We start from the raw sequence: 15269 nt of genomic DNA, 5'->3' as shown, positions 1-15269 counted from the left end.
TATTTTTATCCATACTAAGAAAGAGAAATACTTTTTTGAAAGATTTAATTTTATTTTATAAGTACAGCAATGCAGGAAACCAAAATTTTATGGGCCGACGATGAGATCAACTTATTAAAACCACACATACTATTACTAAACGAAAAAGGATACCATGTGACCACTTTTACCAACGGCAATGACGCGCTGGAAGCTTTTGGTAAAGAACACTTTGACCTGGTATTTTTAGATGAAAATATGCCGGGACTAACCGGATTGGAAACCCTTACTGCCATTAAAAACATCAGGAATGATGTTCCTGTAGTATTGATTACCAAAAGTGAGGAAGAAAACTTAATGGAAGACGCGATTGGTTCAAAAATCGATGACTATCTGATTAAGCCCGTGAACCCAAAGCAGGTATTATTGACCATTAAAAAGATCATAGACAATAAGCGTTTAGTCAGCGAAAAGACATCTATGGCTTATCAGCAGGATTTCCGCAGACTTGGGATGACCTTAAATGACAAGCTCAGTTATGAGGAATGGGTTGATGTTTACAAGAAACTGGTATTCTGGGAGCTGGAGCTGGAAAAACTGGATGACCCACAGATGCATGAAATCCTGACGATGCAAAAATCGGAAGCCAATGCACAGTTTTCAAAATTCATTGAAGACCATTATTTAGGTTGGGTGAATGGTAAAGAAAAGGCCCCTTTACTTTCAAATGATTTATTGAAAAAGAAAGCCTTCCCACTCATTAACGACAACAATGTGCCGGTGTTTTTTATCCTGATAGACAATTTAAGATACGATCAGTGGAAAATCATCAACCCTTTAATCACCGAACATTTTCGCCTGGATGAAGAAGATACGTACTCTAGTATTCTTCCAACTGCGACCCAATATGCAAGAAATTCGATTTTCTCAGGTCTTATGCCTTTGGAAATGGAGAAGCGCTTCCCTCAATTATGGCAAAATGACGATGATGAAGGCGGAAAAAACTTACATGAAGGGGCTTTCCTGACAGAAAACATTAAAAGAACTTTCCGCAAAGACTGTAAACATAGTTATCATAAGATACTCACCTATGATGATGGTAAGGCATTGAATGAGCAACTGAATAACCTCCTGCATAACGACTTTAATGCGATCGTTTATAATTTCGTAGACATGCTTTCGCATGCCCGGACAGACATGCAAATGATCCGTGAGCTGGCCAACGACGATGCTGCTTACCGTTCTTTAACCCTGTCCTGGTTTGAGCATTCTCCTTTGATGGAACTCCTGAAAAAACTTGCGCAGAAAAAAGTAAAACTAGTGATCACTACGGACCATGGAACAATTCGTGTAAAACATGCAAGCAAAGTAATTGGAGATAGAAACACCAATACAAATTTACGTTATAAGCAAGGGAGAAATCTGAATTATAACGCCAAGGAAGTGTTTTTAATTAAGAATCCACATGAAGCTCAATTGCCTAAGATCAACATCAGTTCAAACTATATTTTTGCTAAAGAAGACCGTTATTTCGTTTATCAAAACAACTACAATCAGTTTGTGAACTATTATAATGAGACCTTCCAGCATGGAGGCATCTCTTTGGAAGAAATGATCATCCCTGTGGCCACATATAGTTCAAAATAATTAAGCTTACCGAATAAGTTATATTTTAGCCAGTTTCCCTGAGTAAAAAATTCAGGGAAACTGGCTATAGAGCTTTCAGCTATAAGCCCCCTAATGGGCAACTTTTAGGGCTCTGCTAGGGCTGAGGTAGGGTCAGAGCCTTAAAAAAGTAGTACCAATCCCTCAACAACACACCTTACCTACTCAATTCTATGGCCGTTGTTGTATAACACTATAATTATTTCCTAATTTTGGGAGCGAGGATAAAACAATCCTATACATCGAATAAAACTTCATTACCGATAAAGACAACGATTAACGAATGAAAATTGAGGTTAAAAATCTAGACGGCCTGGATCAGGCGGCTCAAAAAGTACTTGAATTTGCTCAGGATGAGCGTATTTTTATCTTTGAAGGAGAGATGGGTGCCGGCAAGACAACGTTTATTAAGGCCTTGTCGAAAGCATTAGGTGTGACTGAAGTGGTCTCAAGTCCTACTTTTTCTATCGTCAATGAATATGAAGGCCATGCTGGTATCATCTATCATTTCGACTTTTACAGGATTAAAAATCTTCAGGAAGCGTACGACATTGGTTATGAAGAATACTTTTATTCAGATCATATTTGCCTGATTGAGTGGCCGGAAAAAGTATCAGAGCTCCTACCGGAGCATTATGTCAAAATTGAAATTACTGCTCCTGGAGAAACTGAAAGATTACTGTCAATTTCCAGAATTTAAATTCCAAATACACTTATTTTCAGGTATTTTGCTTAATTTCAGGTCAAATATCTATAAATAAAATGGCTACAGGATTACGGGAAGGAATGGCATCGATTGCTCAAAAAGGACTGATACAGCCCAAAGAGACCATGTCGGAAACCAACAAAAAAACCAACAGTCTTTATATTGGCATTCCAAAAGAAATCTCATTTCAGGAGAACAGAATCGCATTAACACCATTATCTGTTGCATTACTGATCAATAATGGTCACCGGGTGATTATTGAAAGTGGCGCCGGCGTTGGCGCAAATTTTTCTGATAATGATTATAGCGAACAGGGTGCCACCATTTCATTTCATAAGAAAAGTGTATTTGAAGCAGATATACTGGTCAAGATCGCACCACCAACGATAGAAGAGATTGCGATGATGCATAAAGGCCAGACCCTGATCTCTGCACTTCAGATGGGAGGCCTAAAAGAGAATTACCTGAAAGCATTATTGAATAAAAAGATCAATGCCCTTTGTTTTGAAAATTTTCGCGATGAAGGAGGAATTTTAAGTGTTGTCAGGGCAATGAGTGAAATTGTTGGTGCTACCTCTATTTTTATTGCCGCTGAATATTTGAGTTCTGCAACCGGGGGCAAAGGTTTGATGCTTGGAGGCTTCACCGGAGTCCCTCCCACCGAAATTGTCATTTTAGGGGCCGGAACGGTCGGAGAATACGCCGCGCGTACGGCACTATCTCTAGGTGCGGAAGTAAAAGTGTTCGATAGCTCACTCTATCGCCTTAGAAGGCTTCAAAATAACTTAGGGAGCAGGGTCTTTACTTCGGTTATGCAACCTATCGTTCTAAGTAAGGCAATTACCACTTGCGATGTCGTAATCGGCGCCATTCGGGCAAATCACGGCAGAAGCCCTTGTATTGTCATGGAAGAGATGGTGATGAGGATGAAACCAAATTCCGTGGTCATTGATGTGAGCATTGACCAGGGCGGTTGCTTCGAAACTTCTGAAGTGACCAATCATAGCAACCCGGTGTTCCGAAAACATGAGGTCATACATTACTGTGTTCCAAATATTGCATCGCGCGTTCCAAGAACAGCATCTTATGCACTGACAAATATTTTTGCCCCAATACTATTAGACCTCGGCGAACTTGGCGGACTAACCGGAGTCATCTGGAGTAAGCCTGGAATTAGAGAAGCTCTTTATGTATATCAGGGTCACCTTACCAATAAAGATCTTGCCGGGATGTTCAACCTACCCTATAAGGATATTGAACTTTTAGTGGTGTCCAATCAATAATAAATGATCCAGTCCATTTCCCTTATCTTATGGATCCTGGTTTTTAATCAGCAATCCGCTCCCGCAACACCGGGCCCCATAAAGGTGATCAAAAGCTTTTCGGCATATCAACGGGCTTTTCAGCGCGATTTAAATCTGGAATTACTGGAGCTCAAAAAAGAAATTCCTGGTATTGAACTGGACATCCGATACGCAACCAACAATAACTTTATGAAGATTGCGGTTTATAAACAAGCACGCGCCTTTGCAAGAAGGCCGGTAGTCATGCAATTGAAAAAAGTACAACTGGCCTTAAACAAAAAAGGTTATGGGCTCAAGATCTATGATGCTTATCGTCCCTATACTGTTACAAAGACATTGTACCTCAAAGCGAAGAATAAAAACTTTGTAGCTCCGCCAAAAATAGGATCCAGACACAACAGAGGTTGCGCAATAGACCTTACCCTCATTGATATGAAGACTGGAAAAGAGCTGGAAATGCCCACGCCATACGACAGTTTTTCTCCAATGGCTGCAGCCAATTATAAAGCCCTTCCTGCGCCTACGCTAAAAAACAGGGACCTGCTGATTCAGGTGATGCAAGCCCATGGTTTTCGTGTATTATCAAATGAATGGTGGCATTTTGACTTCCGGGATTATCGCAAATACGATTTGCTCGACATTCCTTTTGAAAAATTATAGTTTACCATAATGTCCCTCTTCCAGCTTAACCCGATCTCCATCGAGCTCAATTAGAAAAATATGACTATATTCATCTTCTGTAATTTCTTTTATATTACTCTTTGCATTAAACGCAGCAATAATGCCCAAAAGCCTATTGGAGTGACCACAGATGACGATATTTTTTCCCTTATAAGTATTTAATATGGTATCAGCCAATGCCTGGTAGGCAGTAGATTTATACAAATGAATGGGTAAATTCTGCGCAGCAGCCAAAGGAGCTAATGTTCCTTTAGTTCTTTTATAATCGGTACTGAACAAGGCAGCCATTTTTTCTCCTTTCAGGTATTTAGCCAAAGCTAATGCCCGTTCTTCTCCTGCAGAAGTTAAAGCAGGATCCTTGTCGCTAGAATTATCCAGATTCTTTTCCGCATGTCTGACCACCCAGATTTTAGTAGTTTGAGCTTCCAGACTATAACTCAGCACCAGGAGCAGTAACAACAATAGCAATCGTTTCATTTTAATCATCTTTGGTTATAAATTATAGATAAAGGTATACTAAGGTTCATAAGGACAAGAAGCTTGTATAAAGGCGACAAGTTTATTAAAAAAATAACCATTGTATTTATCCTTAATCCGATTCATCCTATGTACTAATTTATTAAATTAGTTTAATGAAATGGTCTGTATACGCGATAAATTTGTTCGGGCTAAAAACCCTTCTGCTTGTCTCTATTGTCACTTTGACCATACATGTAGGCTATGCTCAAAATTTTGAATTTCAAAATAACAGGAAAAAAGATGCCGTTAGTATGATACTGGTCAAAAATCTGATCATCATCCCTGTCTTCATTAACGAAAAAGGACCTTATAATTTCATTTTAGACACTGGTGTAGGCCCAATGATCATCTCTGACCCTAGTTTAACCGATAGTTTAAAAATCAAAGATTTACGTACCATAAAAATCGCTGGCTTAGGAAAAGGGAATGAAATTGAAGCTTATGTTTCCAGCTCCATAGATGCGCGCGTTGGAAAAGCACGTTTGGAACACGTTCCGACTGCCCTATTAAAAGAGGATTTATTTCGTTTATCGAGCTTTGTAGGAATGCCCATTCATGGCTTATTGGGCTATCACTTTTTTAAAAGCTTTATTGTAGAATTAAAGTACTCCACTAAAAGAGTGGTTTTTTACCTGCCCTCTTATGGGAAGAAGATTAAAGGGGAGCGGATTCCACTGGAAATGATCAACGATAAACCCTATACGAAAATACAAATCGAATCTCCGGAACTTGGACTATTAACGTTAAAGATGCTGGTAGACAATGGTGCCAGCCATGCAATTTCTTTGGAACTCCTGGATAAAAATCCGTTCCCCCTACCCCCTGTTTCGATCTTAGCCAACCTGGGTGTAGGATTAGGTGGCCCAATCAGTGGCCACATAGGGAGAACTCCGGAAGTAAAAATTGGCTCCTTTCAATTAAATAATGTACTCAGCTCTTTTCCAAAATATGAAGAAGTTGCAGCAAAAGTTTTGCTCAATGACCGCAACGGAAACCTGGGTGCGGATATCTTAAGTCGCTTTGACATCACTTTTGATTATGAAGATAATGCGATGTATCTAAGGAAAAACGGCAACTTTAAGCGCCCCTTTCAGCATGATATGGCTGGAATGGAAATCTATGCAGACGGAACAACACGCAAACGTTATTTTATTGGCAGAATAGAACCCGACTCTCCGGCAGAACAAGCAGGATTTCAGGCAGATGATGAAATTGTCAGTATAAATTTTGTTCCCGCGAGTAACTATTCCTTAACGGAAATCAACAAGCTTTTTAGAGAGGATAATGGAAAAACGGTCATTGTAACTGTGATGAGGGAAGGTCTCCTTCGCATCAGGGTGATAAAACTTAAACAAAGAATATAAAATCTGCCGATTCTTATAACTTTGTCTCCAATTTAAATCCATTACCATTATTTTCAAGCATGTCCAAAAAGCTCATTTATATCTCCTTAGCCGCTATTAGTATTTTTTTGAGCTGTAACTCTGAATCCAACCAGGAAAGAAGAAATCGTGCTAGAAAACTCTCTTTCGAAACGATTAAAGGGATTAAATACTATGAGGTAAAGCGCCGTTTCAGTACCGGTTTATCATTTAATGAGATGGGTTTCCAACAAGAACCCAGCTGGATCATTCAGTTTAAATCCAATGATTCGGTTATGGCTTATAGTCCGCAAAAAAAGAGAATGCAGACTTTTTTCCTGCAATATGATCATGGAGATGTTTACAACTTTGCAAAAGAATGGTTTAGAATCAAAAAGATCAGTAAAGACAGCATTTTAATGCAACGTTTACAGGTGGTAAGAAAGGAAATAGCTAAAGACATCCGATCAGATGTAAACATTACGTATTATTCTGAAGATTACATTAAAAATGTTTTAAAAACAACGGTAGCAGCCTTACAAAAACCAACCAGAGCCGATACCTTGTATATTCAAAAATTATCAGCAGCTTCCAACCAAAAGCCCTCCGATTCAAGTCTGGCTTTTGCGGGACGACAGCCGGTCGTTTTTCAACCATTGAGTGATATGATCCGCGTAGAAAAATTAAACATAGTTGACCGGATCAATGGCAAAACTGAGGCATATGATTACCTTTTCCCAACCTATAGAATAGACATTTCAAGAGCCTATGAAGATTTTGGCTATGAGTTTAGTGTTTTGGTAGATGCAAAGGGTAAAATCTACCTCAATAAGTTTCGCAGTTCAGATCCGGAGAACTACGAGCCTAGAAAGAAAACACTGGAAGCCATCGTAAATGTGTACCTACAAAACCTCTTAAAAGTGAGCCCGGGAAGCACATTGGGGATCCCACATTCCAGCGAAATTAACCTGATCGTTTCTGGTAAAAAAGCTGCCGAATAAATCCTTAAAATTTACATTTATCAAAAAATATAGCCCCTGTGTATTATTAAATATATTCCGTATCTTGCCCACTTAATTTATTAATAAATAATACAATGCAAGAAGGAACAGTAAAATTTTTTAATGTAACTAAAGGTTTCGGATTCATCATTCCATCTAATGGAGATAGCGAAATTTTTGTACATTCAACAGGCCTTATCGATGAAATTCGTGAAAACGACAAAGTTGAATACGATGTTGAAAGCGGTAAAAAAGGGTTGAATGCAGTTAATGTTAAAGTAATCTAGATTATTAAAAACATAATTGTACAGCATCGCGAAAAATCGCGATGCTTTTTTGTTTTAAAAGGAGACTATTTCCTTGTTTTTAAGAGTTCAAACAAGCGCTCAGGTTCATTGGTTGTGATGAATTCGATGTCCTGATCCAACAACCAGTTCATCTCTTCTGCGTTATTCACTGTCCATGCATTTAAAGTCAGTCCTAGGGCTTTAGATTTAGTAAACCAATCGCCGGTTTTATACACAGAGAAATGATAATCTGCCCCATAAAATCCGGAGGCTTTTAATCTTTCTAAGCTTGCATCTCCATTGAGGTAAGCCACCTTGGCTCCGGGTTGTAAGGCCAACACTTCCTCTCCGATGGCATAACTAAAACTAATGTAATCCACCCAGGCTGTTGCGCCTAATTGTTGTACCATGGCAACTGCTTTTCTCGTCATCTGCAGATCCCGCTCTCCGCTAACTTTTGCTGGTTTCAGTTCCAGAATCAGCTTAGTCTTTTTTTGTTTCTTCCCAGCTTTCAAATAGGCCTCCAATGTAGGGATATGCTCTCCGTTACTTAGTTTTTTTTCCAAAAGCTGGGCATAAGTGGAAGTTGCAATGGGCAAGCCCAGGAAATCAGGATCATGATTAACAACCAACACACTGTCGGAAGTCATATGCACATCGAATTCAGAGCCATAACAACCTAATTTTATGGCCTCATTTAAAGATGCAATTGAATTTTCTGGCAGACCTTTCTTCTTCCAGGCGCCCCGATGCGCAATGACTTGATTTTTATTCCAGGTACTTGGTTTTTCCATCTCAGGAGATTTAAATCCGATTGTGGTAAATAATGCAGCCATTGTTATGGCATAAATTGAATTTGTCATTTTGCGCGAATATTTGTTCCATGATTGCTGAATTGCGGCTCATGCTTCCCGCTTTCTAAATTCCACATCAGACAAGATCTTAAGGTTAATTTAATACTATTATATCTTTAACGCTATCAAAACCAAGATTCATTCTCTACCTTTAAGTTTCATTTGGTGCATTCATGAACAGCAATTACGAGCTTTTAATTTCAAAAGTAAATGAATTTACGCAAAAGTTTTATTTGAATAAACTATTGCGGGGTAGCATTTATGCCGCCTCTTTCCTCCTGGCTTTGTACCTGATGCTATTCTTATTGGTTTATTACACACATCCTGGTGTTTACCTTAAAACCTGCTTGTTTTTTAGTTCAATTGCCCTTTCAGCCCTGGCAATTGGTATTTGGGTTATTAAACCGGCACTAGCTTATTTTAAACTGAGTAAAAATCTGAGCCTTGAACAAGCAGCTGAACTAATTGGTAATCACTTTTTTAACGTAAAAGATAAGTTATTAAACACCTTACAGTTAAAAAACCTGGCTGATAAAAACCCAGAGCAAAATCAACTGATCATGGCTGGGATTGATCAAAAGATCAACGACCTGAAACCCATTCCGTTTAGTAGTGCAATTCGTCTGAATGACAATAGAAAATACCTTCCGTATTCATTGTTTCCTCTGAGTATTATTCTGCTGATTGCGATAATCGCTCCATCCATTTTGAAAGAAGGAACCAGCAGCTTTGTTCAATATAATAGAGAAATTTTGCCAAAAGCGCCCTTTACTTTTCAATTGATAAATGAAAACCTAATCTGTGCACAGGGAGATGACCTCCGCCTGAAGCTTAAACTTAACGGAAATGAAATCCCTCAGGAGGTATACATTTCTGATGGACTGAACACCTATAAGTTGGAAAAAAAAGACCTTACAAGCTTTGAATATACCTTCAAAAACCTTCAAAAGAATAAGGAGATCCGCTTTAGTGCAGGGGGATTTCAATCTCTTCCTTATCTGATTGAAGTAAAAGCCCGTCCAGCAATTATAGCCATGAGTGCTCATCTTCATTATCCCGCTTATTTGCATAAAAATGATGAAACCATCCCCAATGTTGGAGATCTATTGCTCCCTGATGGCACTACGGTAATCTGGAAATTCAGTACCGCAAATAGTGATCAGCTTGTTTTTAAGCTGGATAATAACCAACAAGTCCTACAATCTGCAGACAACGTTTTCAGCTTTACAAGGACCTTACGTAAGAACGGGGAATATCGCATCAGCCCAAAAAACAGCTCCTTTAACGGAACTCCGGATTCTTTAGTGCACCAAATCGGAATTATTACAGATGAATATCCTAACATTGTAGTCGCCGAATCTCCAGATTCTTTAAGTAGTAAAGCACTTTATTTCAGCGGTAAAATTTCTGACGACCATGGTTTTAGTGCATTAAAATTTAATTATCTTATTACCGAAAATGGTAAAGCAAAGCGCAAAATCAGCCAGTCAATTCCTATTAAAAAGGCACAATTGGACCATGACTTCTTCTTTTTCTGGGACCTCAAACAGGCAGGGATTAGACCTGGTCAGCAATTAGAGTATTACTTTGAAGTGGCGGATAATGATGGGGTAAATGGCCCAAAAACGACTAAATCAGCCTTGCACACTTATGAACTGCCAACAGCACAACAGGTAGCAGAGAAGATCAACCAAGGTACTCAGGCGGTCAAACAAAAAATGGATCAGGCAATTAAACTGGCCGCTGCAGTAGAAAAACAGAGTAAAAAGCTTGGTGCTACCCTATTGGACAAAAAAACATTGAGTTTTGACGATAAAAAGCAGATTCAGCAGCTATTAGATCAACAAAAACAGTTGGAAGAAAGTGTTAAAACACTCAAACAGCTGAACGAAAAAAACAATTTTGAAAAAGAGGAAAATGCAGCTGTAAAGGATGAACTCCTGGAAAAGCAAAAGCAAATCGATGAATTGTTTAAAAATGTACTGGATGATAAAACTAAGGCACTATTAGAAAAACTGCAAAGCTTAATGGATCAAAATAATAAAGATCAGACTCAACAGGAGCTTTCCAAGATGCAAATGGACAATAAATCCTTAAAAAATGAACTGGATCGAATCTTAGAGCTCTATAAACAGCTGGAATTTGAACAGGGCCTGCAAAATAATATTGACCGCCTTAAACAACTTGCAAAAGAACAGAAGTCCCTTTCTGAGCAAAGTAAAGATCAAAAACAAACAGCGGGAGATTTGAAACAACAACAGGAGGATCAACTCAAGGCATTTGAAGACATACGCAAGGAGTTGAAAAATTTACAGGAGAAAAATGAACAATTAGAACGTCCAAATCCATTCGAAAACCCGGAAAAAGAGGCAAAAGGAATTCAACAACAACAAAAGGAAAGTAAAGATAATCTGGAGAAAAATGATCGTAGGAAAGCCTCGGAAAATCAGAAAAAAGCAGCGGATCAGCTAGAACAAATGGCAAAAAAAATGGACGAGATGCAGCAGCAATCTTCAGAAATGGAGAATAACCTGAACGTTCAGGAACTCCGTCAGCTACTGGAAAATCTTTTAAAAACCTCTTTTGATCAGGAGAAAGTGATGCTTGATTTCAAAAAATTAAGCAATAATGACCCGCTATATACCAGCACTGTACAACAACAACGGACAATAAAAGACAATATGAAGACGATCGCTGATAGTCTGTTTTCATTAAGTAAAAGGGTTCCACAAATTGAAAGTACCGTGAACGAGGAAGTACAGAAGATCAATTTTAATATGGATAAAAGTCTGGATAACCTAAGCGAAAGGAATACTGCGGCAGCTAATAAAAACCAGCAGTATACCATGACTTCCATCAACAATTTGTCGTTAATGCTCAATGAAGCCCTTGAACAACTTCAAAAGATGATGAAAAATTCAAGTGCAGGAGGTAAAGGAAAGCAGAAACAAAGCATGAAACAGCTGCAACAAATGCAGCAGCAATTGAACAATAGCATGCAAAAAGCAAAGGATCAGTTGCAAAAATCAGGAAATAAAGGCAGCGTTCCCAAAGGACAGATGTCTGAGGAGTTTGCTAAAATGGCTCAACAACAACAAATGATCCGGGAAGCTCTACAAAAGATCAACAAGGAAGAAAATAAAGATGGGAAATCTGGCTTGGGTAATCTGAATCAAATGATAAAGGATATGAAAGCTACAGAAAATGATCTGGTCAACAAACGTCTGGAACAAGAAACCATCAACAGACAAAAGGACCTGTTAACAAAGCTTTTGGATGCAAATGATGCTAAAAGAGAACAGGACCAGGATTCAAAAAGAGAAAGTAAAGCCGGAAAAGATTTGCCTCCTTCGTATCTGCAGATGCTGGAAAAATTCCGTAAAAATCAAAAAAACGAGACCGAATGGATCCAAAAATTACCTCCCAGCCTAAACTACTATTACAAAAATAAAATTGCGGAGTATTTTAAATTACTAAATTTGGCCCAATAATTCTATATCCAGATGGCAAAACCTGCAGTTCATTTTTTCACAGAAGACCTTAGTTACACTTTAAAAAAGAAAACCTTACTTAAGGCCTGGATTAAAGCTATAATTGAAAAGGAAGGTTATTCCTTACAGGAACTGAACTTCATTTTATGCTCTGACGAATATTTACTACGTATAAACCAGGAATACCTTAACCATGATACTTATACTGATGTGATCACTTTTGATAACTCAGAAGAGCTTAAAATGATTGTAGGTGATATTTTCATTAGCCTGGAGCGGATACAGGAAAATGCAAAAACCTTTAAACATACTGTAGCAGACGAATTGTATCGGGTAATGGCCCATGGTACCTTACATCTTTTAGGTTATAAAGACAAAGGTAAAGCAGCTAAAACGCTAATGACCGCAAAGGAAGATGAGTCTCTTGCTCTATTCAAAACCATGGAGCAAACAACATAGTCATCGAATGCCAGATTTGGTGTTCATCGTTATTATCCCTCTGTTCGTCGAAAATAAATGACAGATGGTCTAATGAGCGTCAATTTTTGAAACGTTTCTCCTGGTCTCGCGTCTTATCTCTGAAAGATTTTAGGTCACACAAAAACCAGGAAACCATGAAAAATATGCTTAAAAAATTACTGATTGGTGGTTTAGCCATTGTCATCCTTACCGGAACAAAATTTGGATTGAAACCAGCAGAGCGAGGAGTTTGTTTAACCCATACCAGGAAATAATTACCTCATTTTCTTCGTTTAAACGCTTTAAAACCAGAGAACTTCTTAGGATACCCTGGCGATCATTGTTGCCAACTTAATTTACAAAATCCTACTTTATCGAGCTTCTAAAGCTCCAAAATACCCTTTTTTCAGGATTTTAGTTTCCCTGAACAGGAAAGCCTTCATTCCCTCGGGATTAAATTACTTAATAAATTAATCTCAATTGCCTGATTTTTAAAGGTCAAAATCGAGACATCTTCAATAGGCTCAACTATATACCTAAGAATTATTGCTTACTTTTGCGCTAGTTTCATAAATAAAATATCGTTAAACACAGACTTTGAGTACACTAATTGCAGCCGAAAACTTAGGCCATGCTTACCATGATGAATGGCTATTTAAAAATTTGACCCTGGGGATTCAACCTGGACAACGCGTTGCGTTGGTTGGTATTAACGGTGCTGGGAAAAGCACCTTACTGAAATTACTTGCTGAAAGGTTTAATCCCTTAGAAGGTAAAATCGTGAAGAATAAATCAGTTAAAATAGGATTTCTAGACCAGGAACCTTCTTTTCCAGACGGTTACTCTATTAGTGATTTCATTTTCTCAACGGAAAACAAACAGCAACAACTGATCAAAGAATATGAGGAACTAATTGAAGATCCTAACCCGGATGAGAAGAAATTGAACCGCTTATATGAAGAATTAAGCGAACACAATGCCTGGGAATATGAGCATGAAATTAAAACGATTTTAAGCCGCATGGGGATCACTCATTTGCAACAACAGATTTCTACCCTATCTGGTGGGCAGAAAAAGCGTCTGGCGCTTGCAAAACTCTTAATAGAAGATCCTGAAATCTATGTGTTGGATGAGCCAACCAACCATTTGGACATTGATACCATCGAATGGTTGGAAAAGCTATTGACTTCTGGAAATAAAACTATATTGTTAGTTACACACGATAGGTATTTCCTTGACAATGTTTGCAATACTATTGTAGAGCTCGACAGGGGGAAAATTTACAACTATAATGGAAATTATGCTTATTTCTTAGAAAAGAAATCTGAGCGTGAAATGGCTGATGAGAGCACTTTTCAAAAAAACAAGAACCTCTTAAAAAAGGAACTAGAATGGATGAGAAGAATGCCTGCTGCCCGTACAACAAAATCTCAATCCCGTATTGATGCTTTTTATGACCTGGAAAGTAAAACAAAACAAAGAACCGATAATCAAAGTGTTACATTAAACGTAAAAATGTCTCGTCAGGGAAATAAAATCCTTGAATTAGACCATATTGGTCAGTCTTTCGATGGAAAACCAATCATTAATGATTTCAGCTATACTTTTAAACGAGCAGACCGTATTGGCCTTGCTGGTAAGAATGGTACTGGAAAATCAACATTACTGAATATCATTACAGGTTTCTTAACACCAGAAAAAGGAAAAGTGAGTACTGGGGAAACCACTGTTTATGGTTATTATAAACAAGGTGGTTTAGCTTTCAATGAAAAAGAAAGAGTAATTGATATCGTAAAATCTGATGCCGAATACATCAAAATGGCCGATGGTCAGACCATCTCTGCCTCACAACTTTTAACACTATTCCTCTTCCCTCCCAAGAAACAACATGGGATGGTAGAAAAGCTTAGTGGTGGCGAAAAGAAAAGATTACACCTGATGAAGGTGTTGATGCAAAACCCTAATTTCCTTATCCTGGATGAGCCTACCAACGACCTCGACATTGATACGCTAAACGTATTGGAAGAGTTCTTAGAAAACTTCCCAGGTGTATTGATTCTTGTTTCTCACGACAGGTATTTACTTGACAAAATGAGTGAACAATTGTTCATCATGGAGGGCAACGGAGAAGTAGCAATTTACAATGGAAATTATTCTGAATATAGAATTAGTTTAGAGACTCCAAAAGAAAAAGCACCTGCTAAAATAAAGGAACAACCTGTTCAAAATAGCGTAGCTGCAGCAACTAAAAAACTATCCTTTAAAGAGCAAAAAGAGCTGGAAGAATCAGAAACGAAGATCACTGAACTGGAAACAAAAATCCAGGAACTGAGTAATTCTCTACTGACAATTGACAGTGCTGATTACACGAAAATACAAGAAGTTTCTAAAACTATTGAAAGCTTAAATCAGGAATTAGAAAAAGTTACTGAGCGTTGGTTGACGCTATCAGAGCTATAAATCCTTTTGACTATCCCCACCTTTTAGATCAATATATAGGTGGGGATAATTGATCATCTTGAGCTTCTCATGAAAAATTAATACTTAATCGATTTCATTATCGATCACAGTTAATATACAGAAATCATTGGGATGAACCTGGTATAAATCTTCCCTCCCACTGCTTTCAAAAACAATAAAAAGTTCTTTCTCATTTTTAATAGCAATAAACAACATTGAATTTTCTATTCCATTTATGACAGGAAACAAAAAATTCTATTTTTTTTATAAGCGAATTTAATAACGTTTTTGACCTAATTAAAGTCAAAAATAAAACTCCGTTTTAATAAATAATTTCATACTTCTTGCTTTTCTATAGATGAGCGCAAGAAAAAACAGGGAAATATTTAACCATCTAAGCGCCATTAAATTCGTTTTCTACAGATTGGTAATGTTCAAAATGAGTATTTATTCCTAACTAGTTTACAGCAGAAGGTATTAATTATCTAGTGGGATTGCCCTT

12 protein-coding genes are annotated in these 15269 nt (G+C 37.9%); 10 read left to right on the top strand and 2 right to left on the bottom strand.

Annotated features, from left to right (window positions below; genetic code table 11):
- Window positions 1-69 precede the first annotated feature (69 nt).
- The 4 genes from R2Q94_RS00825 (at window position 70) to R2Q94_RS00810 (ending at window position 4314) form a co-directional block, all read left to right on the top strand.
- Entirely contained in the window at window positions 70-1626 is a 1557-nt protein-coding gene (locus R2Q94_RS00825; protein WP_316819536.1) for a bifunctional response regulator/alkaline phosphatase family protein, read from the top strand.
- 301 nt (window positions 1627-1927) lie between these two features.
- The gene (tsaE, locus tag R2Q94_RS00820; protein WP_316819535.1) at window positions 1928-2344 is read left to right on the top strand and encodes a tRNA (adenosine(37)-N6)-threonylcarbamoyltransferase complex ATPase subunit type 1 TsaE; all 417 of its coding nucleotides are present in this window, start codon (window positions 1928-1930) and stop codon (window positions 2342-2344) included.
- A gap of 62 nt (window positions 2345-2406) precedes the next feature.
- A complete protein-coding gene (locus tag R2Q94_RS00815; protein ID WP_316819534.1) occupies window positions 2407-3633 on the top strand; it encodes an alanine dehydrogenase in 1227 nt (408 codons plus the stop codon).
- A gap of 3 nt (window positions 3634-3636) precedes the next feature.
- Window positions 3637-4314, top strand: coding sequence for a M15 family metallopeptidase (locus R2Q94_RS00810; RefSeq protein WP_316819533.1), 678 nt, complete (start codon window positions 3637-3639; stop codon window positions 4312-4314).
- Here R2Q94_RS00810 and R2Q94_RS00805 read toward each other — a convergent pair.
- The gene (locus R2Q94_RS00805; protein WP_316819532.1) at window positions 4309-4812 is read right to left on the bottom strand and encodes a histidine phosphatase family protein; all 504 of its coding nucleotides are present in this window, start codon (window positions 4810-4812) and stop codon (window positions 4309-4311) included. The two genes, R2Q94_RS00810 and R2Q94_RS00805, sit on opposite strands and share 6 nt — an antisense overlap.
- Window positions 4813-5105: 293 nt before the next feature.
- Here R2Q94_RS00805 and R2Q94_RS00800 point away from each other — a divergent pair, with 293 nt between their 5' ends.
- The 3 genes from R2Q94_RS00800 (at window position 5106) to R2Q94_RS00790 (ending at window position 7503) form a co-directional block, all read left to right on the top strand.
- Window positions 5106-6218 (top strand): aspartyl protease family protein, encoded by a 1113-nt coding sequence (locus R2Q94_RS00800; protein WP_316819531.1) that lies wholly within the window; start codon window positions 5106-5108, stop codon window positions 6216-6218.
- A gap of 59 nt (window positions 6219-6277) precedes the next feature.
- On the top strand, window positions 6278-7216 hold the full coding sequence (locus R2Q94_RS00795; protein ID WP_316819530.1) for a hypothetical protein: 939 nt from the start codon (window positions 6278-6280) through the stop codon (window positions 7214-7216).
- 95 nt (window positions 7217-7311) lie between these two features.
- Window positions 7312-7503 carry a cold-shock protein gene (locus R2Q94_RS00790; RefSeq protein WP_316819529.1) on the top strand — a complete coding sequence of 64 codons (192 nt, stop codon included), beginning with the start codon at window positions 7312-7314 and terminating at the stop codon, window positions 7501-7503.
- A 65-nt stretch (window positions 7504-7568) separates the two neighbouring features.
- Here R2Q94_RS00790 and R2Q94_RS00785 read toward each other — a convergent pair whose 3' ends face one another.
- Window positions 7569-8366, bottom strand: a complete 798-nt coding sequence (locus R2Q94_RS00785; RefSeq protein ID WP_316819528.1) for a glycerophosphodiester phosphodiesterase — start codon at window positions 8364-8366, stop codon at window positions 7569-7571.
- 164 nt (window positions 8367-8530) lie between these two features.
- Here R2Q94_RS00785 and R2Q94_RS00780 point away from each other — a divergent pair, with 164 nt between their 5' ends.
- The 3 genes from R2Q94_RS00780 to R2Q94_RS00770 all read left to right on the top strand — a co-directional run bounded on the left by R2Q94_RS00780 (window position 8531) and on the right by R2Q94_RS00770 (window position 14767).
- Window positions 8531-11848 (top strand): DUF4175 family protein, encoded by a 3318-nt coding sequence (locus R2Q94_RS00780; RefSeq protein WP_316819527.1) that lies wholly within the window; start codon window positions 8531-8533, stop codon window positions 11846-11848.
- Window positions 11849-11860: 12 nt separating this feature from the next.
- Window positions 11861-12307, top strand: a complete 447-nt coding sequence (ybeY, locus tag R2Q94_RS00775) for an rRNA maturation RNase YbeY (protein WP_316819526.1) — start codon at window positions 11861-11863, stop codon at window positions 12305-12307.
- A gap of 597 nt (window positions 12308-12904) precedes the next feature.
- Window positions 12905-14767, top strand: coding sequence for an ABC-F family ATP-binding cassette domain-containing protein (locus tag R2Q94_RS00770; RefSeq protein WP_316819525.1), 1863 nt, complete (start codon window positions 12905-12907; stop codon window positions 14765-14767).
- Window positions 14768-15269 lie beyond the last annotated feature (502 nt).

The organism is Pedobacter gandavensis (assembly GCF_032678465.1).
GTDB lineage: Bacteria > Bacteroidota > Bacteroidia > Sphingobacteriales > Sphingobacteriaceae > Pedobacter > Pedobacter gandavensis_B.
The sequence above is the reverse complement of the archived record's forward strand: the minus strand, read 5'-3'. Positions and strand labels throughout refer to the sequence as shown.